The organism is Aminobacter carboxidus, from assembly GCF_014863355.1.
In the GTDB taxonomy this organism is placed as follows: Bacteria; Pseudomonadota; Alphaproteobacteria; order Rhizobiales; family Rhizobiaceae; genus Aminobacter; species Aminobacter carboxidus.
The window spans coordinates 478,635-504,890 of sequence record NZ_JACZEP010000002.1 but is presented as its reverse complement, the minus strand read 5'-3'; the positions used below and the strand labels follow the sequence as shown (position 1 = coordinate 504,890).

Sequence of the window (26,256 nt, the reverse complement as noted above, 5' to 3'; positions counted from 1 at the left end):
AGCTATAGCGCAGTTCGCTTGCGTGGTCCTTGAGGAAAGTGCCTGCCACGGCGACGCGTGGCAGGCACTGCTGCAAAGGCTCTATCGGCCCGACAGATCGCTCATCAGCCCGGCGGCCACCGTCAGCCGCGACACGGTGATGTCGCCGCCCTCGGTCAGGGCCTGTAGCCTTTCGCGGGTGCGGTTGATCCTGTCACCACCAGCCTCGAGCCATGCCGCAACCGGATCGGCAGCGGTGCCAAAGCCGGTCAGGGCCGCAACCGCGATGCCGCGACGTGCCGCCCCGATCGTGTCGGATGCACGCGACAATGCCAGCCCCTCGTAATAGTCGGAGGTGGCGATGGCATGCGTCGCATCCTCGATCCGCGGAATGCGGAACGCCTCGGAGACGCCGAAGAACGCCTTGGCGGCTGCCAGGATGTCGGCCTTGGCGGTCTTCGCCACCAGCGCAATGTCGGGCACCAGTTCGCCGACTTCGAGCAGCGACAGCCGTTCGGCCAGCTTCTCGGGCGCACCGGCAGCAGCAAAGCCGGCCTTGCGGTTGTGGATGCGGTCGCGGGTGAACGCCGGCAGCATGCCCGAGAATTTGGGCTCCAGTGCCGCGCGGGCCTCCTGCAGCTCGGCGATGCGGCTCGCCAACGGCGCGTCGCTCTGTTCATTGCGCAGATACCAGCCGCTGGTGCCGAAGATCAGCCGGCTCACCGCCTGGTACAGGTCCAGTTGCAATGTACCCTCGACGACGTTGTCGAGCGCGTCGATCTCGCGATAGAGCGCCGGCAGGGCAAAACCGTCACGCACGACGGCGAAGGCGCGCACCACCTCGGCCGCCGAACGGCCGCTCGCTTCCTGCAGCCGGTTGACGAATGACGGTCCGCCGCGATTGACGAGATCATTGGCGACAACACGCGCGATGATCTCGCGCCGCAGCCGGTGACCGCCGATCTCGGCGGCATATTTCTTGGCCATGCGCTCGGGGAAGTAGCCGAGCAGATCGCGTTCGAAATGCGCTTCGTCAGGCACGTCGCTGGCGACGATATCGGAGAACAGCACGATCTTGGCGTAGGCCAAAAGCACACCGAGCTCGGCGCGGGTCAGCGGTTCGCCGCGCGTCTGGCGTTCGGCCAAAGCCGGCGGCCAGGGCAGATTCTCGACCGCGCGGTCGAGCAGGCCGCGCGCTTCGAGCGCGCTCATGAAGCGGCCCTGATGCGCGATATCCTGGATGCCGCGCTTGGCGGCCACCGACAGCGCCAGCGTCTGCTCGTAGTTGTTGGCCAGCACCAGGCCGGCAACCTCTTCGGTCATCTCGGCCAGGAACTTGTTGCGCGCCGGCCGCTGCAGCGTGCCCTTGCGCATGGCCGAAGCCAGGGCGATCTTGATGTTGACCTCGACGTCGGACGAGTTGACGCCGCCCGAATTGTCGATGGCATCCGAGTTGCAACGCCCGCCCTTGAGGCCGAACTCGATGCGTGCGCGTTGCGTGGTACCGAGATTGGCACCCTCGCCGATCACCTTGACCCTGAGGTCGGTGGCGGTGACCCGGATTGCGTCATTGGCGCGGTCACCGACCTCCTGGTTGGTCTCGCCGGTCGCCCGGACATAGGTGCCGATACCGCCGAACCACAACAGGTCGACCTGTGCCCGCAGGATGGCATTCATGATCTCGGTCGGCGACGCCGTTGTCTTGGCGAGGCCGATCGCGGTCGCTGCCGCCTGCGGCAGCGTCACCGACTTCTGAGCGCGCGAAACGATCACGCCACCAGCCGACAGCTTCGACTTGTCATAGTCCTGCCAGCTCGAACGCGGCAGGTCGAACATGCGCTTGCGCTCGGCAAACGACGCCGCCATGTCGGGATCTGGATCGATGAAAATGTCGCGATGGTCGAAAGCGGCGATCAGCCGCGTCTGTTCCGACAACAGCATGCCGTTGCCGAACACGTCACCCGACATGTCGCCGACGCCGACGACTGTGAATGGCGTCGTCTGGATGTCGCGGTTCATCTCGCGGAAATGCCGCTTCACGGCCTCCCAGGCACCACGCGCGGTGATGCCCATCTTCTTGTGGTCGTAGCCGGCCGAACCGCCCGAGGCGAAAGCATCGTCGAGCCAGAAGCCGTGCTTGTCGCTGATGCCGTTTGCGGTGTCGGAGAAGGTCGCCGTGCCCTTGTCGGCGGCAACGACGAAATACGGGTCGTCGATGTCGCGACGGACGACACCCGCAGGCGGCACCACCTTGTCGCCGTCGAGATTGTCGGTGATCGACAGCAGGCTGGAGACGAAATTGACATAAGCCGCCTTGCCGGCCTCGAACACCGCGTCACGGCTGCCGCCAACCGGCAGGCGCTTGGGGAAGAACCCGCCCTTGGCGCCGACCGGCACGATGACGGCGTTCTTGACCTGCTGCGCCTTGACCAGACCGAGCACCTCGGTGCGGTAGTCCTGGGCACGGTCCGACCAGCGCAGACCGCCGCGCGCCACTGCGCCAAAACGCAGGTGCAGGCCTTCGACCTCGGAACCATAGACGAAGATCTCGCGCCACGGCCGCGGCTCGGGCAGGCCTTCGACGCTGCGCGAGTCGAGCTTGATCGCCAGCGACTGGCCGCGCTCCTTCTTGCCGCCGACAAAGTGGTTGGTACGCAGTGAGGCCTCGATCAGGTTGACGTAGCGCCGGATGATGGTGTCGTCGTCGATGTTGGGGACTGCTTCGAGCGCATCCTTGATCTTGGCCTTCAGGTGCTTGGCAGTGACCAGGCCATCCTTTTCCTGCGCCGGATCGAGCCGGGCAACAAACAGCGCGTGCAGGCCGCGCGCGATATCGGGATAGCGGTTCAGCGCAGCCGCAATGAAGTCCTGGCTCTGCGGAATGCCTGCCTGCTGCAAATAGCGGCCATAGGCGCGCAGGATGACGATTTCATTGGAGCCGAGCCCGGCCGTCTGGGCCAGCGCATTGTAGCCGTCATTGTCGGCATCACCGGTCCACACCGACAGGAACACCTCTTCGAACAGCGAACCGCTATCGGCGAGGTCGATCGGCCGGCCGTAGGCGTTTTCCAGCTCCATGTCGTGGATGAAGATCTGGCTTTCACCCTTCTCGCCAATCTCGAAAGTGCGCTCGCTGATGACCCGGAAGCCCATGTTCTCGAGCAGCGGCACGCGCCGCGACAACGCCACCGGCGCGCCGTGGTGATAGATCTTCAGCGAAGCCTGCTCCGGCTTCTGGCTGGTGTCGCGATAGCAGTCGATGACGATCGGATTGGTTGGGCTGATCGTGGCGATCCGCTCGGCGTCCAGCAGCGCTGCCGCCGGCGAAAAGCTGTTGCGGTAGTCCTCGGGGAACTGGTTGGCGACGGCCACCAGTGCCGTCGACGTGCCAGCTTCGGCCGAAGCCTCGCGCAACCCGTCCTCCCAGGTCGTGACGATGTCGCGGAGTGCTGCTTCGATCGCTGACTGCTCGACCTTCGGCGTCTTGCCGCCGGAGCGGCCGATGATGAAGTGCACGCGTGCAAGTCCGCCTTCCGGGAACGCCGGGTAGTAAGCCGACAAGCGTCCTTCGAAGACCTTCTTGAGATAGGCGCCGATCTTTTCGCGCACCACCGAGTCGTAGCGATCGCGCGGCACGAAGATCAGCACCGAGACGAAGCGGTCAAACTGGTCGGCACGCACCAGCGCGCGCACCCGTGGCCGCTCGACGAGGCCGAGGATCGCCTCGGCATGCTTGCGCAGCGTCGGCACGGCGACCTGGAACAGCTCGTCGCGCGGGTAGGATTCGAGCACGTTGATCAGCGCCTTGCCGGAATGGTCGGCAGGGTCGAAGCCCGACTTCTGGACCACTGTTTCAGCCTTGGAGCGCAAATAGGGGATCTTCATCACCGAGCGCGTATAGGCGGTCGAGGTGAACAGGCCGACGATACGCAGCTCGCCCGACAACTGGCCCTTGGTATCGTATGTCTTGATGCCGATGTAATCGAGATAGGCGCGGCGATGCACAGCCGACTTGGCGTTGGCCTTGGTCACGATCAACGGGTCCGGACCATGCAGGAAGGCGCGGATTTCGGGCGTCGTCGATGTCGCGTCGATGGTGTCGCGGCGCAGCACCAGAACGTCGGGGTCGCCGAGAATACCGAGACCCGCCTTGTCCGAGCGCTCCAGCGTGCCGCTCTTTTCGCCGCCCGAATATTTGAACTCGCGCATGCCGAGGAAGGTGAAGTTGTCGTCGCGCAGCCATTCGAGGAAGGCGATCGCCTCGGTCACCGAATGCTTGTCGAGCGGGATCGGCGCGTAGCGGAATTCCGAGATCGCCTGGTCGAGCCTGGCCAACATCGGCTTCCAGTCGGTGACGGCGGCGCGGACCTGTCCGAGCACCTTTTTCAGCCGCTCGCGCAACGCTTCGGCGGCATCCTTGCCGAGCGGCGGGATGTGGACGTGAATGACGCTGAGCTTGTCGGCGGCCTCTTCGCCCTTATGAGCGCCGCCGTCACTCAGGATCTCGTCGACACCGGTGCGGCCATGGCGCACCAAAATGACCGGGTGGGTCACAAGCACCGGCTCGCCGGCGGCATCGGTGATCTCGCCGAGCACCGAATCGAACAGGAACGGCATGTTGTCGTTGACGACGGTAACGACGGTGACCGGCCGGCCGTGGCGGACGACGCCGGCGTCGGTCTCGATGTCGATGACCGAGGAGCCCTTGCGATGCTTGAGCACGGCCTGCTCGGCGAGCTGTGCGGCGCGCTCCAGCATGCCCGGCTCGTAGTCGGCCACGTCCTCGGCCGGCGCTCGGGCGAGCAGCAGTTCGTGGAGCTGGGGAGGTCTGTTGGAGGATTTGGAGGCGGATGCAGTCTTGGCGGATTTCGCCTTCGACTTCACAGATGCGGCCATGACGCTAGTTTCTCCCGTCCCGTCACATGCTTTTGCGACTATCGTAGCAGATGGCCTGCCTTTAGCGACAAAGGTTTGACGGAAGGTATGGAAAAACGCCTAGCGGGCAGGCAGAAATTGCCTGCGAAATAGGCTGACGCAGCGTCGGCAACGAACGCAGCAGGTAGTGTCTGGCGAAATTTTCGCCTTTACCGTGCGGCAATCGCCGCGGCAGCCCCCGCCATCGTCGTCGCGCTCACCCGATTCGCGATTCGCATCGCCCGCGTGCTGCGCAAAAGCTTGCGCGCCTGCGCCGCCGCGAACACCCAGGCAAGGTCGATGGCGATCAGCACCGCCGCCATTGTCAGCGTCAGTTCCATCCAGCCGACAACGGTCACCGAGGCGAGGTCGATGATGGTCGGAAGCAGCGCCAGGTAGAACATCATGATCTTGGGATTGCCGAGCGTCACGGCCATGCCGGCGGCAAACAGCTTGAGCGGGGAGTCCTGGCTCGGCATCTCGCCCTCGCGTGCCTCGACGGGCGCAGTCCACATTTTCCAGGCGAGATAGACGAGATAGGCGACACCTGCCCATTTGACCACGACGAAGGCCATGTGGAACGACTGCGCCACGAAGGCGAGGCCAAACACCGCCAGGGACAGCCAGATCGCCTCACCGATCCACATTGCCGCCAGGAACGGCAGCACGTCGCGGAAGCCCTTCGAAATGACCCGTGCCACGAGCGCGGCAATGGAAGGCCCGGGCGAACCGGCGGCAACAAGCAGAGCACCGGCAAAGATCAGAAGCGAGGTCGGTTCCATCGTCATCCCCGATTGGCTGTTTGCGGAAACTTACGGCATGCGTCGCAACTTGCAACCACCAGCCGAAACGGACGCCTGTGCCATCAACTTTGCGAGATCGGACGTGAAATCAGATTGCCCGTGACCGGCTCTCGGCAAATGAATAGCCCGCGCGCTGGCTTCATGCCGGATGGCCGGCATGTCGGCACGCCATGGAGGAGATGTCATGGCCAAGTTTCTCTTCGTCTATCACGGCGGTGCGATGCCGCAGTCGGAAGAAGAAGGCGCCAAGGTGATGAAGGCCTGGATGGACTGGTTCGGCGCGCTGGGTGCGGCCGTCGTCGACGGCGGCAATCCGGTCGGCAAGTCACAGACAGTCGCCGCCAACGGCACGGTCACCAATGACGGCGGCGCCAATCCGGTCAGCGGCTACTCGGTGGTCGACGCGAAGGACCCCGCCGACGCCGCCCGCATCGCCAAGGGATGCCCGATCCTTGTCGCCGGGGGGTCGGTCGAGGTCGCCCCGATCATCGAGATGTGAGTCTGCCAGTCCGCCGCAAACAAAAAGGGCGCCTCCGGCGGAGACGCCCTTTTTAGGTTCCTGCCGCGAAGCTTATGCCGCGCCGGCGGTCTTCGAGGACTTCTCGAAGCGCTTGCGCTCGTTCGGGTCGAGATAGAGCTTGCGCAGGCGGATGGTCTTCGGCGTCACTTCGACCAGCTCGTCGTCCTGGATCCAGGCCAGAGCGCGCTCCAGCGTCATGCGGATCGGCGGCGTCAGGCGCACCGCTTCATCCTTGCCGGCGGCACGGATGTTGGTCAGCTTCTTGCCCTTCAGCACGTTGACCTCGAGGTCGTTGTCGCGGCTGTGGATGCCGATGATCATGCCCTGATAGACCTTGACGCCGGCGTCGATGACCATCGGGCCGCGATCTTCAAGGTTCCACATGGCGAATGCCACCGACTCGCCCTGCTCGTTGGAGATCAGCACGCCGTTGGTACGGCCGGGCAGCTCACCCTTGTAGGGCTGATAGGAGTGGAACAGGCGGTTCATCACTGCCGTGCCACGCGTATCGGTCAGAAGCTCCGACTGATAGCCGATCAGGCCGCGCGTCGGCGCATGGAACACCAGGCGCTGGCGGTTGCCGCCCGAAGGACGCAGCTCGATCATCTCGGCCTTGCGCTCCGACATCTTCTGCACGACGACGCCGGCATGCTCTTCATCGACGTCGATGACGACTTCTTCGACCGGCTCGAGCAGTTCGCCGTTCTCGTCCTTCTGCATGACCACGCGCGGACGCGACACGGCGAGCTCGAAGCCCTCGCGGCGCATCGTTTCGATCAGCACGGCCAGCTGAAGCTCGCCACGGCCGGAGACGTAGAACGAATCCTTGTCGGCCGATTCCTCGATCTTGAGGGCGACGTTGCCTTCGGCTTCCTTGAGCAGACGGTCGCGGATGACGCGGCTGGTGACCTTGTCGCCTTCGGTGCCGGCCAGCGGCGAGTCGTTGACGATGAAGGACATGGTCACGGTCGGCGGATCGATCGGCTGCGCATGCAGCGGCTCGGTCACGGCCGGGTCGCAGAAGGTGTCGGCGACGGTGCCCTTGGAAAGGCCGGCGATGGCGACGATGTCGCCTGCCTGCGCTTCTTCGATCGGCTGGCGCTCGAGGCCACGGAAAGCCAGGATCTTGGAGACGCGGCCGGTTTCCAGCAGCGAACCGTCATGGTGCAGCACCTTGACCGGCATGTTGGACTTCAGCGTGCCGGATTCGATGCGGCCGGTGATGATGCGGCCGAGGAACGGGTTTGCCTCGAGAATGGTGCCGATCATGCGGAACGGGCCGGGGTGAACCGTCGGCGCCGGAACGTGCTTGAGCACGAGGTCGAACAGCGGCGCGAGGCCCTGGTCCTTGGGGCCTTCCGGATTCTCGGAGACCCAGCCATCGCGGCCCGAACCGTAGAGGATCGGGAAGTCGAGCTGTTCGTCGGTGGCGTCGAGCGCTGCAAACAGGTCGAACACCTCGTTGATGACTTCCTGGTGGCGGCCGTCTGGACGGTCGATCTTGTTGATGACGACGATCGGCTTCAGGCCGACCTTGAGCGCCTTGCCGACGACGAACTTGGTCTGCGGCATCGGGCCTTCGGCGGCGTCGACCAGCACGATCGCGCTGTCGACCATCGACAGGATACGCTCGACTTCACCGCCGAAATCGGCGTGGCCAGGGGTATCGACGATGTTGATGCGGGTATCCTTCCAGTCGACCGAGGTCGCCTTGGCCAGGATGGTGATGCCGCGTTCCTTTTCGAGATCGTTCGAATCCATCGCGCGTTCGGCGACGCGCTGGTTTTCGCGGAAAGAGCCGGATTGCTTGAGAAGCTGGTCGACGAGCGTGGTCTTGCCATGGTCGACGTGCGCGATGATCGCGATATTGCGGAGGTTCATATGTCTACTCGGGAGCGTTGCGGGCACAGCCTGTCGACGCGCCGCGTTTCGTGTGGCCGGGCTCATACAGCTTTTTTCGCAAACGCGAAAGGGGGGCGGGCAAATCGGCTGATTTTCCGAGGACGGACAAGCCTACAAAACGTCGCCCCAGTCGGCCCGACGCGCCGCCTTGAACAGATCTCCGTCGCGCTTGGTCAAAAGCTTTTCCTCGACCGAGCCGTTTTCCAGGCACAGTTTGAGCAGGATCTTCCCCGATCCGCCGCGCGCTGGCGCCAGCACCCGGGCGCGGAATGTTTCAGCCGGCAATCGCGAGGCAGCCAGGAAGATGTACTTTTCGTCTTCCCACGGCACCTCGCCGCGCTTGGTCAGCCGATGCAGCCGCGAGCGCGCCACCCGCCGCGAGAAATGGCACCAGTCGGGTTCGACGATCGGACAGGCATGGCTGTGCGGACAAGGGGCGGCCAGATGCGCGCCAAGCTCGATGAGGCGCGACCGCACTGCCATCATGCGTCGCCAGCCGGCAGGCGTACCCGGCTCGACAACCACCAGCAGACCACCGGTGGCTGCCCACAACCGTTCGACAAGCGCGAGCCCTTCCGCCGGCGACAGCTCGTCCAGCACATAGGCCAGCGTCACAAGGTCGGCCTTGTCGGCCTCGAAGCTCTTGGCGGCATCCGCCGCGCGCCAATCGACATGCGCGACAGCGGAATGCGCCGACAGCGCCAGGCCGACCTTGCGGATCGCCTGGCTCGCCTCGATCATCGTCGCGGAGTCGATCGTCGGCCAGCAATCCGAAGCCGCCCATAAGGCCGTACCGGGACCGGCACCAACGTCGAGCAGGCTTTTCGGCTCGAAGTCAGGCATCAGCTCGGCGGCACTTCCGAGGCTTGCCCGCACGGCGGCAAACGTCGCCGGCAGCCGCGTCGCCAGATAGGCGTTGGCGAACATCTCGTCGGACAGATGCAGCCTGCCATCGCGCAACTCGGCGCGATAGCGGCTCGACAAAGTGTCGGCAGCACGCTGCAGCTCGGCGAGCGGCACGCCTTCCAGCGCCCGGTCGACCGCTGCTCGCAATGCTGCCGGTAGTTCCATCTGCCTGCCCGTCCGCGGCCTAGACGAGGCCGCGCTTTTCCATCATCGCCTCCGGCGACGGCATCTTGCCGCGGAAGGCCTTGTAGAGCTCTTCCGGATCGGCCGAGCCGCCTGCCGCATAGATGTGCTTGCGCAGCTTCTCGGCCATCTCGGCGTTGAACGCGTCGCCCGTCTCCTCGAAGGCAGCGAAGGCATCGGCATCGAGCACCTCCGACCACATGTAGGAGTAGTAACCGGCCGAATAGCCCTCGCCCGAGAACACGTGCAGGAAATGCGGCGTGCGGTGGCGCATGACGATCGCCTCGGGCATGCCGAGCTTCTCCAGTGTTTCCGCCTCGAAGGCGGCGGGCTCCGCCGGCGCGTCGGGACGGGCATGATAGGCCATGTCGACAAGCGCCGACGAGGTGAACTCCACCGTCGCGAAGCCGGCGCCAAAAGTCTTGGCCGCCAGCATCTTGTCGAGCAGCTCCTTCGGCATCGGCTTGCCGGTCTTGTAGTGCAGCGCGTGCTTTTCCAGCACCGCCGGCACCGTCAGCCAGTGTTCGTAAAGCTGCGACGGCAGCTCGACGAAGTCGCGGCTGACCGAGGTGCCCGCCACCGACGGCCAGGTGACATCGGTCAGCATGCCGTGCAGCGCGTGACCGAATTCATGAAACAGCGTCTTGGCCTCGTCGAGCGACAAGAGCGCCGGCTCGCCTGCCTTAGGCTTGGCGAAGTTCATGATGTTGTAGATGACGGGCGTCGAGCCCTCGCCGAGCTTGTAGCCCGACTGCAGCGCGCTCATCCATGCGCCCGAACGCTTCGACTGGCGGGCGAAGTAGTCGGCCAAAAACAGCCCGCGCTTGCTGCCGTCGGCGTTGAACACCTCGAAAACACGCGCGTCGGGATGCCAGGCTGGAATGCCGGACACCTCCTTGAAGGTGATGCCGAACAGCCTGGTGGCGACGTCGAAGCAGGCATCGATGATCTTTTCGAGCTGGAGATAGGGCTTCAGCTCGGCCTCGTCGAAGGCGTATTTCTCGGCCCGCAGCTTCTCCTGGTAGAAACGCCAATCCCAGGCGGCGAGCTTGTCGTTGCTGCCGGCGCTTGCTGCCAGCCGCTGCAGGTCGGCCTCGTCGGCCGCGGCCTTCTCGCGGGCCTTGTTCCACACCGGTTCGAGCAGTTCCATCACCGCCTTGGGCGTCTTGGCCATGGTGTCGTCGAGCTTCAGCGCCGCGTAGCTACCATAGCCGAGCAGCCTGGCCTTTTCGGCGCGCAGGCTGAGTGTTTCGCGCACCACACCGGCATTGTCGGTTTCGCCGCCTGTCTCGCCGCGCCCGGCAAAGGCCTTGAACGCCTTTTCGCGCAGATCGCGGCGCTCGGAAAAAGTCGTGAAGGGTTCATAGATCGAGCGCGACAGGGTTACAGCATACTTGCCCTTTTGCCCGCGCGTCTCCGCCGCCTGCGCCATCGCGCCACGCACGAACTCCGGCAGGCCGGCGAGATCGCCCTCGTCGAGGAACAGCACCCATTCCTTTTCGTCGGCGAGCACATTCTGGCCGAACCTGGCGCCAAGCGAGGCAAGCTCCTCGTTGATTGTTGCAAGCCGCTTCTTGCCCTCGGGGTCGAGCCTGGCACCCGAACGGACGAAGCCTTTCCAGGTCTTTTCCAGCACCCTCAGCGTCTCAGGGTCGAGACCGAGCGCGTCGCGACGCAAGTAGAGGTCATTTATGCGCGCAAACAGCTTGTCGTTCATCGAGATCGCCGAGAAATGCCTCGCCATCTTCGGCGAGATCTCGCGCTCCATCGCCTGGATCGCGTCGTTGGTGTGCGCGCCGGCGCGGCACCAGAAGATCGACGATACGCGGTCGAGCGGCTGGCCCGCCAGTTCCAGTGCCTCGAGCGTGTTGGCAACCGTCGCCTGCTCCGGATTGGCGGCAATCGCCTCGACCTCGGCGGCATGCGCGGCAAGGGCGGCATCGAACACCGGACCGAAATTGCTGTCTTCGATCTTGTCGAATTCCGGCAGGCCAAGCGGCCCGGCCCAATGGGTCAGCGGATGACGCGCGAGATCGATGTTCTGGCTGGCGGACATGGAATGGCTTCCTCGATTGGCATTCGGTTCGGACAGCCTCGATGTAGGGCCGGACCGAAAGCTGTGCAACCGCATTGACTCTCCGCCAACGTCAAACTAAGTAAGCCATATAATAAGGATTACTTACTAAAATGCCTTCGCCCCCTGAAACCGACACGTTTGGCTTCATCGTCAATGATCTCTCGCGCATCATCCGCGCCGAGATGGACCGCCGCACCACCGAAGCCGGCCTCGGCCTCACCACCGGCGAGGGTCGCGCGCTACTCAATGTCAGCCGCACCGGCCCCATCCGCCAGACGGTATTGGCCGAACGTCTCGGCGTTGAAGCGATGACGCTGAGCGGTCTTGTCGACCGGCTCGAAGCCAAGGGTTTTGTCGAGCGCCAGCCCGATCCGGCCGATCGCCGCGCCAAGCTGGTGACCCTCACCGAAGCCGGTTCGACCGTCGTCAGGCAAATCGAGCCGATGGCCGCCGCGATCCGCAGCGAGGCAGCCCTTGGCATCGATCCCGACGACTGGCAGCGCCTTCTGGTTTCGCTACGGGCCGCCCGCGCCAACCTGCTTGCCGTCCGCAGCGATGCGCTTTCTGGCGAGGATGCGGCAGCATGAACATGCGCTCCGACCTAAGCCAGGCGCTCGACCTCGTTGAAACCGCGCCGATCATGAGCGAGCGCCGCGTGTCGCTGATCGGCGGCCTGATGGTCGCCATCGGCCCGATCTCGCTGGCGCTGTTCACCCCTGCCATGCCCGAGATCGTCCAGGCCTTCGACACCACCGAAGCCGCGGTCAAGATGACGCTGTCACTCTATTTCGGCGGCTTCGCCTTCGCCCAGCTGGTCTGCGGCCCGCTCTCCGATGGCTTCGGCCGCCGCCCGATCACGCTCGCCTTCATGGCGATCTATCTTGCCGCAAGCGTGCTGGCGCTGATGGCGCCGAACATCGAAACGCTTGTCGTCGCGCGCTTCCTCCAGGGCGTCGGCGCCGCCGTCGGCGTTTCGGTGGCGCGCGCCGTTGTTCGCGACGTCTTCACCCATGAACGCTCCGCCCGCATCATGAACATGATCGGCATCCTTTTGGCGCTCGGCCCGGCCATCGCCCCCACGCTTGGCGGCCTGACCATGGAGTTGTTCGGCTGGCATGCCATTTTCGTGGTGATGGTGCTGCTCGGCATCGTGGTCATGCTGGTGGCGATCTTTGCCTTGCGTGAAACGGTGACACGCGATCTGAGCCGTATCCGGCCGGCGGCACTTATCACCTCCTACGGCTCCTTGTTCCGCAGCCCCTATTTCGTGCTCTGCTGCCTGGTCATCGCCGGCACGACAGGCGCGATCTATACCCAGGCCACGGTGCTGGCCTTTATCCTGATGGAGCGCGTCGGCCTCACACCGACCCAGTTCGGCGTCGGCATGCTGATGCAGACCGCCAACTTCATGGCAGGCGCAATTGTCATGCGCATCTGCATGAAGCGTTACGGTGCCGCGCGAATGGTGCCGGTCGGCCTGACCTTCGTTGCCATCGGCTCGATCGCCCTGGCCATCTTGCTCAGGTCGTATGAGCCGACCTTCCTGCTCGTCATGGTTCCGGTCGGCATCTATGCCTTCGGCATCGCTATGATCTCACCGGCAATGATGACGGCAGCGATGGCGCCTTTCCCGGAAAATGCCGGGGCTGCATCGGCCATGATGGGCTTTTTCCAGATGGGCGCCGGCATGGTCGGCGGCGCGGCGGCAGCATTGATGGGTGATCCGGTCAACGCGCTCGCTACCGTCATCCCGATCATGGGCCTCATCGCCATCCTGTCATGGCTGGTCTGGCGCCGGCTGCCGGAACCGTCGCTGATGACGCGCCTGAAACAGGCCTAGAAACCGTCGCAGTTCTCGCCGATCGTCATCTGCGTGTTGGCGACGATCACCCCACCCTTAGTGGTGAAGGTTTCGCGCGTCGTCATGTCGTTGTTGGGAAAGTCGTAGCAGGTCCGCACCACGATCGTTTCGCCCATTTCCGTCTCGATCTTGTGGCGGATCTTGGCGCCTTTCACGGCTGCCTGCCATTCGTCCATCGAGGCAATGAACTCGGCCTTGCTCTGGGTCACGCCGATGTCGTCGAGCCTTATCGTCGCATCGTTGGACAGCAATTGCGAAAGCGCTGCCCCGTCCGCCTTGAGCAGCGCCGCATACCAGCGGTCGACGATGTTTTCCTGCGCGACGGCACTGACAGTTACCAGCAGCGCCAGGACCACCGCCATCGTACGAATAGGCATCATCGCACGCCTCCATCTCGGACAGAGGCATTAAACCCAGATCGCGACGGGAATACCATTGATATCGCGCGCCGGCGGCGACGGAAAACTCGTGGTTTGTCCGCGACTGTGCCGTTCGGCGATCAGCATCATCGCGCAGGCGTCGAGGAAATCGTCCGCCGCCGCGCCGCGCGGTGCCGGCTGGTCGAGGAAGCTGCGATCATGGCCGACGCGCGCCAGCAGCGACTTGCGCTCCTCCATACCAGCGGGATTGACGCTGCCCTTGATCTTCTTGGGCAGGCTCATCGCCTGCCCGCCATTGAGCCGCCAAAACGCCACTTCGGGATGCGATTCAATCACCCGTTGGCGCAGTTCGGGCTGCGCCATCATCAGCGCGTCGATCTCGCGGATTTTGGCAAAGATGCCGAATGCCTGGATCGACACGCCGCGCGGCGGCTCAGATGTCTGCATCGCCACCTCGCTCGAGCGCCGATGCGCCGCGTACCATGTATCGAGGTCGGCGAAACCAGCTGAGTCAGCGTGAACCGCCGCCCGTGATGGGATCGAAAAGACGCTCGACTGGCGCTGCCCGAGCAATGGCCGCACCAGTGCTTCCGGCCCACGCCCGCCCTTGGTCGTGAAGTCGGGCAGGCCGATCGGCATGTCGACCGCCACCACCGCATCGTCAGGCATCGCCGCCAGCAAGTCTGCGAAGCTGCCGAAGACCTGGGCCTTGGTCCCGGCGTTGCGGATCACGGCGATCCAGCCGGCCTTGCAGCCGTCGACGCCGGCAACCGTCACGCCCCGGAATCCTGACCGGGTTTTCGGCTCCGCGAGGGATGGATGAGCGTGCGCAGCTCGACCAACGCCATCGGGTGCGACAGGCTTTGGGCATCGGTTTCGAGCTGCAGCTCGTCGCCACCACGCTTGGAGGTGCGTGCCAGGATCTCGTAGACCGCGGCCGTCGTCGACTGCAGCGCCTTGGCAGGGGTATGGCCGGCGAGCAGTCGCGCCAGGAAGACAGCGGCACTGAGATCGCCGAGCCCGTTCGGCGGCCGCTCGACAGTGCGATGTTCGGCCAGCAGCGCCTGCGTCTGGGTAACCAGCATGTTGCCGGTGCCATTGGCCATCAGCGCATGCGCCGAGGTCACCAGCATCGTTGCCGGCCCGAGCCCGAGCGCTGCCGCCATGGTCGCGCGCATGTCGTCGACCTTGGCGCCCGACAGCCACTCCAGCTCATAGCGATTTGGCGTGGCGATATCGGCCAGGGGCAGCAACCGGTCGCGAATGCCGGCAGCCAGGGCCTCGGCAACGTAGAGCCCGCCGGAATCGCCGATCACCGGATCGCAGACATAGAGCGCTTGTGGGTTCTTCGCCTTCACAGTCTCGACCAGCGAAGCCACGGCCTCGACCTGCCCGGCCTCGCCGAGATAGCCCGACAGCACCGCCGCGACTTCCCCCAGCCACGGCGCCCGCTCGAGATCGGCCATGAAGGCGGCGAACTGTTCGGTCGGCGGTACGATGCGTGTCGCGCGGCCATGGCCGGGATGCCACGGCAACATCACCGTCGGCACGGCCCAGACCGGGTGGCCAAGCGTCTCCAGGGCAAACACCGCGGCGCGATTGCCGACCGAACCGCGCGCGACATGGCTCGACACGACGATGACCGCGCGTGGCGCGGCTGTCCCGGCTTCAGATGTCATGGAACTTATCCGCCTCGAACGAGATAATTGATCAGCCACAGCATCAGGCCGACGGTCAGGACAAAGCCGAGGATGCGGCCGATGCGCGTGCCGATATGCTCGATCGGGTCGGCCTTGTCGACGTCGGCGGCGCCGAGGTGCTTGCGCATCTTGTCTGTATTGCGCGACACGAAGGAAGCACCGCCCGGCTCGCTCTCACGCGCAATGCGGTCGAGGATGCGGCGTGATTCCTTTTCGCTGTCGCTGTCTCTTGGCGACGCCATCGTCACAGTTCTCCCGGCATCAGCGCCAAATCAAACGCCGGTTTTCTCCGGCCATGTTTTTCGATAATGCTGTCGCATCAGTTGCTTTGTCGAGGACAATCAGATGCGCATGCAAGCTTCGTCGGCACTTCCTGCTTTCCGCCTGCTCCCGGCTTTCGTCTTCCTGACGATTGTCGTGCCGTTGCTTTCGGCCTGCGGCTACAACACCATCCCGACGCAGGAAGAGCAGGCCAAGGCTGCATGGAGCGAAGTGCTGAACCAATACCAGCGCCGCGCCGACCTCATCCCCAACCTGGTCGAGACGGTGAAGGGTTATGCCTCGCACGAAAAGGAGACGCTCGAAGGCGTCGTCGAGGCCCGCGCCAAGGCAACCCAAGTGACGGTGACGCCCGAAACGCTGACCGATCCCAACGCCTTCAAGGCTTTCCAGGACAACCAGGCCGGTCTCACCAGCGCACTGTCGCGCCTGCTCGCCGTCGTCGAGAACTACCCCGACCTCAAGGCGAACCAGAACTTCCTCGCGCTTCAGGCCCAGCTCGAAGGCACCGAAAACCGCATCGCTGTCGCCCGCCGCGACTACATCGAGACTGTGCGCGTCTACAACACCTCGCTCAAGACCTTCCCCGCCATGATCTGGAATTCGCTCTGGTTCCGCAACCAGCCGTTCCAGAACTTCACCGTCGCCGAAGACAAGCTTGAGGCGCCCAAGGTGAATTTCGGCACGGGCCAGGGCGGGTGAGGACGACAGCCACAGCTGGGCCGCACCGGTAAAGTTGCAGGGATGACCTTGAGCGCGGGCGTCTGGACACTCCCCTCTGGCCTGCCGGCCGTCTCCCCCGCGAGGGGGGAGACGCACGGCCTCTATTCATCGCAAACATTGAACGTCCAGCACCAAGGCCGACGCTGCCATTCTCTCCCCATGCGGGGGAGATGGCCGGCAGGCCAGAGGGGGGTGTTCAAGCACTTCCCTGCGGTTCTCGCACTTCTGCTTCTGCTGTTCGCGGCCCCCGCCTTCGCCGCCGAACTGCCCGCCCTCACCGGCCGCGTCGTCGACAATGCCGGCATCATCGACGCCGCCACCGAAGCCGAGCTGGTGCAGAAGCTTGCAGCATTTGAACAGAAATCCTCCGACCAGATCGTCGTCGCCACCATCCCTAGCCTCGACGGCGAGGAGATCGAACCCTACGCCAACCGCCTGTTCCGCGCCTGGAAGCTCGGCCAGGCCGGCGAGGACAATGGCGTGCTGCTGATCGTGGCGCCTAACGACCGGCGCATGCGCATCGAGGTCGGCTATGGTCTCGAAGGCGTGCTGACCGACCTGCACACCAAGCTGATCATCGAAAACACCATGGTGCCGGCCTTCCGCGCCGGTGATTTCTCGGGCGGCATCTCCAGCGCCGTCGATGACATCGTCATGGTCGTCGAGGGCGAAGGCGCCGAGCTCGAGGCCCGCGCCAAGCGCAACGAGCAGACCGGCATCTCCGGCATGAGCGAAGACGACATCATCTTCTTCGTCTTCATCGCGCTGTGGGCAACCCTGTTTGTCGGCGGCATCGCCATGGCGATCCTGCCGCGCATCTATGGCCGCAAGCTCGGCCCCGGCCGCTACACCTGGCTCGGCATGACCTTCAACTACAACCAGCGCTCGGGCTCGTCGTCAGGCGGCTGGTCCTCGGGCGGTGGCGGCGGAGGCTGGTCCTCGGGCGGAGGCGGCGGTGGCTGGTCCTCGGGCGGAGGCGGCGGTGGCTTTTCCGGCGGAGGCGGCTCCTCCGGCGGCGGCGGCTCTTCAGGAAGCTGGTAGGACGACATGACCCAAACCACGCTCAACGCCGGCGACCACGAACGCATCGCAGCGGCAATCCGTACCGCCGAAGCCGAAACATCGGGTGAGATCTATTGCGTCGTCGCCCACCGCAGCGACGGCTATTTCTTCGCAGCCGCCTTTGCCGTCATGACAGGCATCCTGCTGGTCAGCCTCGCTGCTGCTTTCGCGCTTGAATACTGGTGGGTCGCAGTCCGGCTGCCGCATTTCGTCATCGTCCAGATGCTCGCGCTTGCCGCTGCCTGCGCATTGTTGTGGTCGATGCCCGGATTGCGCATCTGGCTGGTGCCGCGCAACCTGCTCTACCGCGCAGCGCATGACAACGCGCTCAGGCAGTTCTACGCCCGCAACGTTCATCTCACGATGGCGCGCACCGGGGTGCTGATCTTCGTTTCCCTGGCCGAACGTTATGCCGAAGTCGTTGCCGATGCCGGCATCGACGCCAAGGTACCGCAGGACAAATGGGACGGCATTGTTGCCGACCTGATCCGCCATGCCGGCGAAAACCGTCTTGCCGACGGCTTCGTCGCTGCCATATCAACTGTCGGCAACCTGCTCTCGGCGCATTTCCCGGTGTCCGAGCACGATGCCAACGAACTCGACGACCACCTCGTCGAAATCTAGCGCGCGCATCTCCCGGTGAGTCCATTTGGACACACTGCGTCCTGATCTTCATTCCCGATCATGTGAAAGGCCAGCGGCAACGTTCGCGGACACTTTGCAACTGTCGCGACGCGGTTTATGGTTAAAAAACTATGAACACGCTGACGATAGACATCAGGAAAGCCGAACCCCGCGATGCCGATGCCATCGCCGAGGTTCACCATGAGGCTTGGCGCGGTGCCTACTCCGGCATCATCCCGCATCGCGCGCTGACCACCATGATCAACCGCCGCGGCGGCGAATGGTGGGCCAATGCCATCCGCCGCGCCGCGACGGTCCTTGTCATCGAGATCGGCGGCAAGATCGCCGGCTACGCCACGCTCGGCCGCAACCGCGCCCGCGAGCTCAAGCAGCAGGGCGAGATCTACGAACTTTACCTGCGCCCCGAATGCCAGGGCATCGGTCTCGGCAGCCGGCTGTTCGCCGCCGCCCGCCAGCGCCTCGCCGACCACGGCCTCAAGGGCATGGTGGTCTGGGCGCTCGAGGAGAACGACAACGCGCTGGCCTTCTATTCCGGCGCCGGCGGCCGCGACATCGCCGAAGGCGTCGAGGTTTTCGACCACAAGGCGCTGAAGAAAGTCGCTTTCGTCTGGGAATGATCCCCAAGCCAAGCCTTTCGTCGCACGCGCCTGACATCAATATTGCATTGCACACGCGGCCCAAGGCGTTTATCGGGAGGCACCTTTAATTCTGGAGCTTCCCCATGCGCATCGATGCGATTTCGATCGGCAAGAATCCGCCTGAAGACGTCAACGTGATCGTCGAAGTGCCTGTCGGCGGCCAGCCGATCAAGTACGAGATGGACAAGGAAGCCGGCACGCTCGTCGTCGACCGCTTCCTCTACACCCCGATGCACTATCCGGGTAACTACGGCTTCGTGCCACACACGCTCTCCGGCGACGGCGATCCGATCGACGTCCTGGTCTGCAACACCCGCCAGCTCATCCCCGGCTGCGTCATCAATGTGCGCCCGATCGGCGTGCTGGTCATGGAAGATAATGCCGGCCAGGACGAAAAAGTCATCGCCGTGCCGTCGCCCAAGCTGACCCGCCGCTATGAGAACGTCTTCAACCACACCGACCTGCCCGAGATCACGCTGCAGCAGATCGAGCACTTCTTCGGTCACTACAAGGATCTCGAGCCCGGCAAGTGGGTCAAGATCGGCGGCTGGCACGATGCCGCCTATGCCAAGAAGATGATCGTCGAGGCGATCGAGCGCGCCAAGGCCCTCAAGGCCTGAGGCTTCCAGCTTCAAGCGTTTCCGAGCGCATACAGGGCGCGGTTGGCTTTGCCGGCCGCGCCCTAGTTTTTGGTCTTGCCTTGCGAGTCGAACACCGGCATCGGGTCGCCGACCATCACCCTCTCGTCCGAGCCGCAGGCAAAGTCCCGCACCTGTTCGTCGGCAATCTTGCGCGCCAGCTCGTTGGCCTTGGGCTCGCCCGTCGCCAGCACAAGCGCGACGACGCAGCCGTCGGCCTTGCCCGGCTGGCCGACCTTCGCCACCACCAGCACCTCGATTTCCTTGTCCCCCTCTGCGGGGTCCGACTGCACGTACCAACGGCGGATGGTGGCGAACGGGATCACCTTGCCGTCATGGCTCGAAATACGCCACTCGGCCTTGCCGGCATTTCTGTTGAACGTCTCGAAGCTCTGCCAGGGGATGTCGGCGAAATCCGCGGGCGGAAAGCCGTAGAACACGGATACCCGGAGATCGGCTGAAAACACCAGCACCGGATAGCCGCGATATCCCGGGCAGACCATGTTGGCATAATCGCCGTCATCGGCGCCGGCCTTGTCGAAGACCACGCAGTCCGCCTCGGTCCTGGTCTCTACATAGACGCTCGAGATCTCTTCCGCTACGGCCTGGTGCAACGGCATGGCAAGCGCCAGTGCCAAGACAAGCTTCCGCATTCCGGGCCTCCCTCCAAATCGGCGATGCGCGCAACATGCTGCGCGCATGCAACCGGAGTATGTCGCGCCCGAACTGCGCAATCCAGAGCGCGCTCAGCGCCTGGCAAGCTCCGCCATCAGCCTGGCCAGTTCACCAGTGTTGCCTGTGATACGGATGGTCTTCAGCCGCGACGTTGCGCCTGCGACCACTTTTATGGATTTTTTGGGAATGCCGAACTCGGCGGCAAGCAACCTCTCAAGCGCCGCGTTGGCCTCGCCTTTTTCTGGCACGGCGCGCACCCGTGCTGCGAGGTGGCAACGTTCGTCAGCCGCCTGCTCGACACCTTCGATAGCGTCCTTCGAAGAACGCGGCGTCAGCCTGACAAAAAGCTCGACGCCGTCGTCACGCTTTCGGAAGAAGCTCAGTACGTCGCTCAGATGACGAGCGGCGCCACCGTGGTCAGAATGAACTGCCTGACGAAGAACAGTGCGAGCAAAAGGACGATCGGCGAGATGTCAATGCCGCCGAGATCCGGCATCAGGCGGCGGATCGGCTTGAGCGCTGGTTCGGTCAGCCTGAACAGCATGTTGCCGATGGTGCCTACGACCTGGTTGCGCGGGTTGACCACGTTGAACGCATAGAGCCAGGAGAAGATCGCCGAGGCGATGATGATCCACCAGTACAGGTCGAGGGCCAGAATGATGGTCTGAATGAGGGCGAGCATGCCGTTCTCCAATGAATTGCCGACATTTAGCCATTGCACGCCTGAGCGGCAAGCCCCGCGTCGCCGAACCGGCTCCTTCGCCATCCGTCTGCCCCCTTGCCGATGCCTGTCGGCGCAGGGGCTATCCGTCTGGAAGTCCCTCGTGCGGACAACATCGCGCTTCGATCCCGAATGCCCTTCGCGGCAACGGCAGCGCGCTACGCCCATTGCGCGCGGGTCCAATCCCTCAAAGACCCTCGCGGCAACGCCGCTTCACCAGGCTCCCACTGCCCGCCCGCCCATTGTTTGCTGCTCCACTTCAAGTGCTGGCGCCGGCAGCGTCTTGATCACGCGTTGACCGGGACCGCGTCGGCGCCGCGGCGAGTGCGGCGGTCGCGCAAGCGATATCGCCCCTACGTCAACTGCTCGCTTGACAGACGGCTTCGCCCGCCAATAAATGCGGCCATCCGCTGGACGGGGCTGTAGCTCAGCTGGGAGAGCGCGTCGTTCGCAATGACGAGGTCAGGAGTTCGATCCTCCTCAGCTCCACCAGCGGATTTTTTTGGCAAAGCGCCATTTTCCCCTCGCTTGGAATTACCCCGACTTTCCCGCGACCAAGCGCGGAGAGAGGCCTCTCATCAATTACTGGGTACCTGCGGGTACCGTCTCTGCGACCGTTCTTCCGTACCGCTTCGCGAGGCGTACCAAACTGGTCAAGGCCAGTTGGCAGGCGACAATTTGAACCTCTGTAAACCAACGAGACTTCGTCACGGCAATCGCGAAAAATAGGTTGGAATCCTGATTGCATCACGTCAATGGCGGCGCGACCGCGCCGGGCCATACGCAGCGATGTCGGGGCCGCGTGCAGCTCGACCTTCGGCAGGGTCAGCCTGCACTATCCGAGGCAGTTGACTCAAATGCTCGCTCATAATAAGTTCGGTCATAGAACGAATTAAAGAGGCCATCGTGAACGACAGCCTGCGCATCTCGCGAAAGTTTTCCCAACGCTCCGTAATGGAGGCGATCGTCCAGGGCGGGCCGATTTCACGCGCCTCGATCGCCAAGCAGACAGGACTTTCCAAACAGACCATTTCCGAGATCGTGCGCACGCTCGAGCAGGAAGGCTGGGTGCAGGAGACGGGTCGCACCAGCGGCCATGTCGGGCGCACCGCCATCACTTATGAGCTGGTCTATGACGCCGCACACATCGTCGCCGTCGACCTCGGCGGCACCAAGGTGCGAGTGGCGATCACCGACCTCGCTTGCCAGATCTTCGCCGAGGACACTGCCCCCACCGATCCGCGCGGTGGCCAGTTCGTCATCGACCAGATCGTCACCATGACTTTTCAGGCGGCGGCGCGGCAACGCATTGCCCGCAAGAAGATCCGCCTCGCTGTCATCGGCGTGCCAGGGGCGCCAAACAGTGCGACCGGCCGCGTCCTGCTCGCGCCTAATATCACCGATTTCGACAAGATCGACGTCGTCGGCGCGTTCGAAAAGGCATTCGGTTTTGTTGCGATGCTTGAGAACGACGTCAATCTCGCCGTCCTCGGCGAGAACTGGCTGGGACAGGGCCAGGGCATCGACAACCTGGCTTATGTAGCGCTCGGAACAGGCGTCGGCAGCGGCTTGATGGTCGGTGGCCATCTCGTGCGTGGCGCTATCAACGCGGCTGGAGAGATGGGCTTCCTGCCGCTGGGCGCCGACCCATTCGAGCCTGAATCGTTGCGCAGCGGCGCCTTCGAGCGCGTCGTTGCCTCCCACGGCATGGTCGAGCGCTACGCCGCCTTGTCGGGCAAGCGCCTCAGCGTCCCTGCCATCTTCGAGAATGCGCAGGCGGGCGATGCGGCAGCGCTCACCGTTCTCGACGAAACCGCGCGTTACCTTGCCCGCGGCATCGCCGCAATCGCCGCCATCGCCAACCCGGAAAAGGTCATCCTGGGCGGCTCGATCGGACTTCGGCCGGAGATGCTGTCCCGGGTAAAGACCCTTCTGCAGCAGTGTTTCCCCTATCCGATCAATGTCGAAACGGGCGAGCTCGGCTCGCGTGCCGCCATCATTGGCGCAGCCGCCATCGGCCTTGGGCAACTGCACAACACGCTGTTCGGGGTCGACGCGCCTGACGGCCGCATTTCACTGCCGCCGGCAAACATCAGCGCGCTTCGGGAGGCCGTGTAATGGCTCTGGCGAACGATCTCACCTTACGTCTGCAGGGCGCGCTCGACCGCGATGAGGCAATCGCGCTGTTTAGGGGCGCCATCGGACGCGAAAGTATCACCGGCAACGAGGCAAACTTCGTCGCCTATCTCGACGAAAAGATGCGCGCGCTCGGCCTGACCGGCCAGCGCACCGCCGAATTCCTGCCCGGCCGCCCCAACATCTGGGGCGAGCGCAAGGGCGACGGCAAAGGCTCGCGACTGCTGTTCATCGGCCACACCGATACCGTCCATGTAGATGGCTGGAGCGAGCATTGGGCCGGTACCGAACGTGAAGACCCGTTCGCAGCACCTATCATCGACGGAGCAGTCTGGGGGCGCGGTTCGGGCGACCTGAAGGCCGGCATCTGCGCCTCGCTCGCAGCACTTTCACTGCTCGACAAGGCCGGCATCCGCCTTGCTGGCGACGTGTCTTACGCCTTCATCGGCGACGAAGAGAGCGGCCAACCAGGCACCGGCGTATCGGCAGGCATCAAGGATCTTGTCGCGCGCATCGAGACAGGTGAAGTCGCGAAGCCCGATTTCGTCGTCTATGTCGAGCCAACGCGACTTTCGGTCTATCCCGCCCAGATCGGCTTCTTCATCACCGACATCACGATTACCGGCAAGTCGGCCTATTTCGGCGTGCCCGAACTCGGCAAGGACGCGTTGCGCGCTAGCCATGCCGCGATGACAGCACTCTGGAGTCATTCCGACGAGATCGCCGCCCGCACCGAGCACAAGCTGGTTGGCCGCAGCTTCCTGCTGATCACCGGGCTCAGCGGCGGCGGCTACATCGCGGTGCCGGAGCGCTGCACGCTGTCGCTGATCCGCAAGCTGCTACCAGGTGAATCGCTTGATGCAGCAGCAGCAGAGATCGAAGCAACGGTGCGTTCGGCAATCACCGACCCCGAAATCAAGGTCGAGTTCTCCTACCCTGCGGGCCGCGACCACGTGCTGGGCGGCACCGCCGCCGAGATCGATGAAGCCGCCGCCGAGGTCGGCATGCTGTCCGCTTCGATGGCCAGTGCCATGACCGGACGCGGGGTCATCGAAGGCGCGCCGTTCTGGTCGGAATCGCCGTTCTTCGTCAATCGCCTCGGCGTTCCTGCGGTCTACTGCGCGCCCGGCGACATCCGCAACTGCCACACATACGAGGAACACGTCGAGGTGGAGGAATACCTCGCCGGTGTAGTCGGCTTTGCCGCCTTCATGGCCCGCTACTGCGGCGTGATCGAGTGAACTGCCAACCTTAGTGAACCAATCGGGAGAGAGACCATGTTGTTGAAAAATATCTTCGCCGCCGCACTTGCTGGCGGTCTCATGTTCGCCGCCGGTGCGGCATCCGGCCAGACGGTCGGGCCATCAGGTGAAACCGCAACGCCGAGCGTCGATGTCGCGCTGACCGACGCCGATATCGGCGCGCTCAAGGGCAAGGGCTACAAAGCCGCGCTGTTGTGGCACACCTCGTCCGACTTCACCAATGCGGTCTCCGCCGGCGCCAAGGATGAATTCGCCCGCGCCGGGGTCGAAATCGCGGTAACCACGGATGCTGGCTTCGATGCGGCGCGCCAGCGCAGCGACATCGAAACCGCACTCGCTGCCAAGCCCAACGTCATCCTTGCTCTGCCACTCGATCCGGTCACGTCGGCCGAAGCGTTCCGCCAGGCGGTGACCGATGGCGCCAAGCTGGTCTTCCTGTCCAACCTGCCGAGCGGCTACAAGCACGGCACCGACTACGCCTCGATCGTCACTGACGATCTTTTCCAGATGGGCAAGCAGGCGGCCGACGCCCTGGCCAAGTCAATCGGCGGCAAGGGCAAGGTCGGCTACATCTTCCACGATGCCACCTACTATGTCACCAACCAGCGCGATCAGGCCTTCAAGTCGACCATCGAGAAGGACTATCCCGACATCAAGATCGTTGCCGAGCAAGGCATCTCCGATCCCGCCCGCGCCGAAGAACTGGCCAGTGCGATGCTGCTGCAGAACCAGGACCTCGACGGCATCTACGTCACCTGGGCCGAGCCGGCCGACGGCGTGCTTTCTGCTCTGCGCGCCAGCGGCAACAAGACGACCAAGGTCGTGACGCTCGATCTTGCCGAACCGGTCGCTCTCGACATGGTCAAGGGTGGTAACGTCACTGCACTTGTCGCCGACAAGGCCTATGAACTCGGCCGCGCCATGGCCGCTGCCGGCCTGAAGTCGCTGCTCGGCCAGCCGACCCCGGCCTTCGTCGTGGCGCCGGCAATTACCGTTACCAAGGACAACGTCGCCCAGGGCTGGAAGGACTCGCTCAATCGCGATGCGCCGCAGTCGGTTCTCGACGCCGCCAAATGACTTTGCGCCCCGGCGGTGAGCGGTTGTCGCCGGGGCCGTTCATAACAACGGGAGGAATTGCGATGCGTAATGGATTGAGACTGATGGCCTTGCTGGCGACCGTATGCGCCGCCACCAACGCCTTTGCGGCGGATGGCGCCACCACCGGCCCGCATGGCGAAAAACCGACGCCGGCCAGCACCATGGTGCTGACGCCGGACGAGGAACAGAAGATCAAGGACGGCAAGTTCACCGCCGCGCTCGTCTGGCACGAGATGAGCGAATACACCAACGCCGTCAATAGCGGCGCCCAGGATGAGTTCAAACGGCTTGGCGTCGAAGTGGTGGCACAGACCGATGCCGGCTTCGACGGTGCGCGGCAGAAATCCGACGTCGAAACCGTTCTGGCAAAGCAGCCTTCGATCATCGTGTCGCTGCCCGTCGATCCGGCCAGCGCGGCCCCGGTCTACGATGCGGCCCGCAACGCCGGCGTGAAACTCGCCTTCGTCGACAATTCGCCGGCCGGCTATGTCCACGGCAAGGATTATGTGACCATCGTTTCCGACGATCTGTTCCAGATGGGCAACAAGGCCGCGATCGCCATGGCCGAAGCGCTCGGCAGCAAGGGCAAGGTCGGCTACATCTTTCACGACGCGGACTTCTACGTGACCAACCAGCGCGATCAGGCCTTCAAGGCGACCATCGAGCAGGATTATCCGGACATGAAGATCGTCGCCGAGGCCGGAATGGCCGATCCCGCCCGCAGCGAAGAAATCGCACAGGGCATGATCACCCAGCATCCCGATCTCGACGGCATCTATGTCACCTGGGCCGAGCCGGCGCTGAGTGTCATGTCGGCGCTGCGCTCGACCGGCAACACTCACACCAAGATCGTCGCGCTCGACCTCAACGAGCCTGCAGCTCTCGACATGGTCAAGGGTGGCAACGTCGCTGCGCTGGTGGCCGACGAGGCCTACAATATTGGCGTGACCGTGGCGCGGGCCGCTGCCGGATCACTGGTCGGCAAGTCGGCCGAACCGTTCCTGGTGGTCGATTCCCTTGCCGTGACCAAGGACACCGTCGCCGATGGCTGGAAGAAGTCTCTCAACAAGGACATGCCCGCAACGATCGCGGACGCCCTGAAATAACAGCTCTGCAGGGGGAGCCATCCCCCTGCGCCTTCCCGGAGGAAGTAC

General features: G+C 64.0%; 24 protein-coding genes and 1 tRNA gene. 13 read left to right on the top strand and 12 right to left on the bottom strand.

The genetic code is table 11. The annotated features are described in order from the left end of the window. Positions 1-81: 81 nt before the first annotated feature. Together IHE39_RS10095 and IHE39_RS10090 are read right to left on the bottom strand one after the other, a co-directional pair. Positions 82-4,875, bottom strand: a complete 4,794-nt coding sequence (locus tag IHE39_RS10095; protein ID WP_192566369.1) for an NAD-glutamate dehydrogenase — start codon at positions 4,873-4,875, stop codon at positions 82-84. A 188-nt stretch (positions 4,876-5,063) separates the two neighbouring features. Beyond that, the gene (locus IHE39_RS10090; protein ID WP_184768070.1) at positions 5,064-5,675 is read right to left on the bottom strand and encodes a LysE family translocator; all 612 of its coding nucleotides are present in this window, start codon (positions 5,673-5,675) and stop codon (positions 5,064-5,066) included. Positions 5,676-5,880: 205 nt separating this feature from the next. Between IHE39_RS10090 and IHE39_RS10085 the strand changes: the two genes are divergently transcribed. Further along, positions 5,881-6,195: a YciI family protein gene (locus IHE39_RS10085; RefSeq protein WP_192566368.1), complete on the top strand. Its 315-nt coding sequence runs from the start codon at positions 5,881-5,883 to the stop codon at positions 6,193-6,195. Between the two features lie 72 nt (positions 6,196-6,267). Here IHE39_RS10085 and typA read toward each other — a convergent pair whose 3' ends face one another. The 3 genes from typA to IHE39_RS10070 form a co-directional block, all read right to left on the bottom strand. Beyond that, positions 6,268-8,097: a translational GTPase TypA gene (gene typA / locus IHE39_RS10080; protein ID WP_184768072.1), complete on the bottom strand. Its 1,830-nt coding sequence runs from the start codon at positions 8,095-8,097 to the stop codon at positions 6,268-6,270. 132 nt (positions 8,098-8,229) lie between these two features. Continuing rightward, positions 8,230-9,189 (bottom strand): small ribosomal subunit Rsm22 family protein, encoded by a 960-nt coding sequence (locus IHE39_RS10075; protein ID WP_184768073.1) that lies wholly within the window; start codon positions 9,187-9,189, stop codon positions 8,230-8,232. Positions 9,190-9,208: 19 nt separating this feature from the next. Beyond that, a complete protein-coding gene (locus IHE39_RS10070; RefSeq protein ID WP_192566367.1) occupies positions 9,209-11,263 on the bottom strand; it encodes a M3 family metallopeptidase in 2,055 nt (684 codons plus the stop codon). Between the two features lie 131 nt (positions 11,264-11,394). On the opposite strand from IHE39_RS10070, the gene IHE39_RS10065 reads away from it, so the two are divergent. Beyond that, on the top strand, positions 11,395-11,871 hold the full coding sequence (locus tag IHE39_RS10065) for a MarR family winged helix-turn-helix transcriptional regulator (RefSeq protein WP_192566366.1): 477 nt from the start codon (positions 11,395-11,397) through the stop codon (positions 11,869-11,871). Next, positions 11,868-13,124, top strand: a complete 1,257-nt coding sequence (locus IHE39_RS10060; protein WP_192566365.1) for a multidrug effflux MFS transporter — start codon at positions 11,868-11,870, stop codon at positions 13,122-13,124. The genes IHE39_RS10065 and IHE39_RS10060 overlap by 4 nt, the downstream gene beginning before the upstream one ends. Here IHE39_RS10060 and IHE39_RS10055 read toward each other — a convergent pair. The 4 genes from IHE39_RS10055 to IHE39_RS10040 are packed head-to-tail and all read right to left on the bottom strand — an operon-like array spanning position 13,121 to position 15,467. Further along, positions 13,121-13,525 carry a nuclear transport factor 2-like protein gene (locus tag IHE39_RS10055; RefSeq protein ID WP_312880729.1) on the bottom strand — a complete coding sequence of 135 codons (405 nt, stop codon included), beginning with the start codon at positions 13,523-13,525 and terminating at the stop codon, positions 13,121-13,123. The genes IHE39_RS10060 and IHE39_RS10055 overlap by 4 nt on opposite strands. Positions 13,526-13,552: 27 nt before the next feature. Beyond that, positions 13,553-14,302 (bottom strand): DUF429 domain-containing protein, encoded by a 750-nt coding sequence (locus tag IHE39_RS10050; protein ID WP_192566364.1) that lies wholly within the window; start codon positions 14,300-14,302, stop codon positions 13,553-13,555. Next, the gene (gene pdxY / locus IHE39_RS10045; protein WP_192566363.1) at positions 14,299-15,204 is read right to left on the bottom strand and encodes a pyridoxal kinase PdxY; all 906 of its coding nucleotides are present in this window, start codon (positions 15,202-15,204) and stop codon (positions 14,299-14,301) included. Before pdxY ends, IHE39_RS10050 begins: the two co-directional genes overlap by 4 nt. Positions 15,205-15,209: 5 nt before the next feature. Beyond that, complete coding sequence (locus IHE39_RS10040) at positions 15,210-15,467, bottom strand: hypothetical protein (protein ID WP_192566362.1); 258 nt, start codon at positions 15,465-15,467, stop codon at positions 15,210-15,212. A 103-nt stretch (positions 15,468-15,570) separates the two neighbouring features. Between IHE39_RS10040 and IHE39_RS10035 the strand changes: the two genes are divergently transcribed. The 5 genes from IHE39_RS10035 to ppa all read left to right on the top strand — a co-directional run bounded on the left by IHE39_RS10035 (position 15,571) and on the right by ppa (position 19,192). Next, complete coding sequence (locus tag IHE39_RS10035; RefSeq protein WP_184768080.1) at positions 15,571-16,206, top strand: LemA family protein; 636 nt, start codon at positions 15,571-15,573, stop codon at positions 16,204-16,206. A 180-nt stretch (positions 16,207-16,386) separates the two neighbouring features. Then, positions 16,387-17,268: a TPM domain-containing protein gene (locus IHE39_RS10030; RefSeq protein WP_192566361.1), complete on the top strand. Its 882-nt coding sequence runs from the start codon at positions 16,387-16,389 to the stop codon at positions 17,266-17,268. A gap of 6 nt (positions 17,269-17,274) precedes the next feature. Continuing rightward, positions 17,275-17,913 (top strand): TPM domain-containing protein, encoded by a 639-nt coding sequence (locus IHE39_RS10025; RefSeq protein ID WP_192566360.1) that lies wholly within the window; start codon positions 17,275-17,277, stop codon positions 17,911-17,913. A 131-nt stretch (positions 17,914-18,044) separates the two neighbouring features. After that, positions 18,045-18,551 (top strand): GNAT family N-acetyltransferase, encoded by a 507-nt coding sequence (locus tag IHE39_RS10020; protein WP_067956474.1) that lies wholly within the window; start codon positions 18,045-18,047, stop codon positions 18,549-18,551. A 104-nt stretch (positions 18,552-18,655) separates the two neighbouring features. After that, positions 18,656-19,192 (top strand): inorganic diphosphatase, encoded by a 537-nt coding sequence (ppa, locus tag IHE39_RS10015; RefSeq protein ID WP_067956472.1) that lies wholly within the window; start codon positions 18,656-18,658, stop codon positions 19,190-19,192. Between the two features lie 62 nt (positions 19,193-19,254). Here the strand turns inward: ppa and IHE39_RS10010 are convergent, their stop codons facing one another. From IHE39_RS10010 to IHE39_RS10000, 3 genes are all read right to left on the bottom strand, one after another. Beyond that, the gene (locus tag IHE39_RS10010) at positions 19,255-19,863 is read right to left on the bottom strand and encodes a hypothetical protein (RefSeq protein ID WP_192566359.1); all 609 of its coding nucleotides are present in this window, start codon (positions 19,861-19,863) and stop codon (positions 19,255-19,257) included. A gap of 93 nt (positions 19,864-19,956) precedes the next feature. Beyond that, positions 19,957-20,268 (bottom strand): DUF167 family protein, encoded by a 312-nt coding sequence (locus IHE39_RS10005; RefSeq protein ID WP_343070085.1) that lies wholly within the window; start codon positions 20,266-20,268, stop codon positions 19,957-19,959. An 8-nt stretch (positions 20,269-20,276) separates the two neighbouring features. Continuing rightward, positions 20,277-20,567, bottom strand: a complete 291-nt coding sequence (locus IHE39_RS10000; protein ID WP_184768084.1) for a YggT family protein — start codon at positions 20,565-20,567, stop codon at positions 20,277-20,279. 455 nt (positions 20,568-21,022) lie between these two features. On the opposite strand from IHE39_RS10000, the gene IHE39_RS09995 reads away from it, so the two are divergent. From IHE39_RS09995 to IHE39_RS09975, 5 genes are all read left to right on the top strand, one after another. Next, a tRNA-Ala gene (locus tag IHE39_RS09995) sits at positions 21,023-21,098 on the top strand. Between the two features lie 414 nt (positions 21,099-21,512). Continuing rightward, positions 21,513-22,724 carry an ROK family transcriptional regulator gene (locus IHE39_RS09990; RefSeq protein WP_184768128.1) on the top strand — a complete coding sequence of 404 codons (1,212 nt, stop codon included), beginning with the start codon at positions 21,513-21,515 and terminating at the stop codon, positions 22,722-22,724. After that, a complete protein-coding gene (locus tag IHE39_RS09985; RefSeq protein ID WP_192566358.1) occupies positions 22,724-23,983 on the top strand; it encodes a M20 family metallopeptidase in 1,260 nt (419 codons plus the stop codon). Before IHE39_RS09990 ends, IHE39_RS09985 begins: the two co-directional genes overlap by 1 nt. 36 nt (positions 23,984-24,019) lie before the next feature. Beyond that, on the top strand, positions 24,020-25,081 hold the full coding sequence (locus IHE39_RS09980) for a substrate-binding domain-containing protein (protein WP_192566357.1): 1,062 nt from the start codon (positions 24,020-24,022) through the stop codon (positions 25,079-25,081). A 62-nt stretch (positions 25,082-25,143) separates the two neighbouring features. Beyond that, positions 25,144-26,208, top strand: coding sequence for a substrate-binding domain-containing protein (locus IHE39_RS09975; RefSeq protein ID WP_184768131.1), 1,065 nt, complete (start codon positions 25,144-25,146; stop codon positions 26,206-26,208). Positions 26,209-26,256 lie beyond the last annotated feature (48 nt).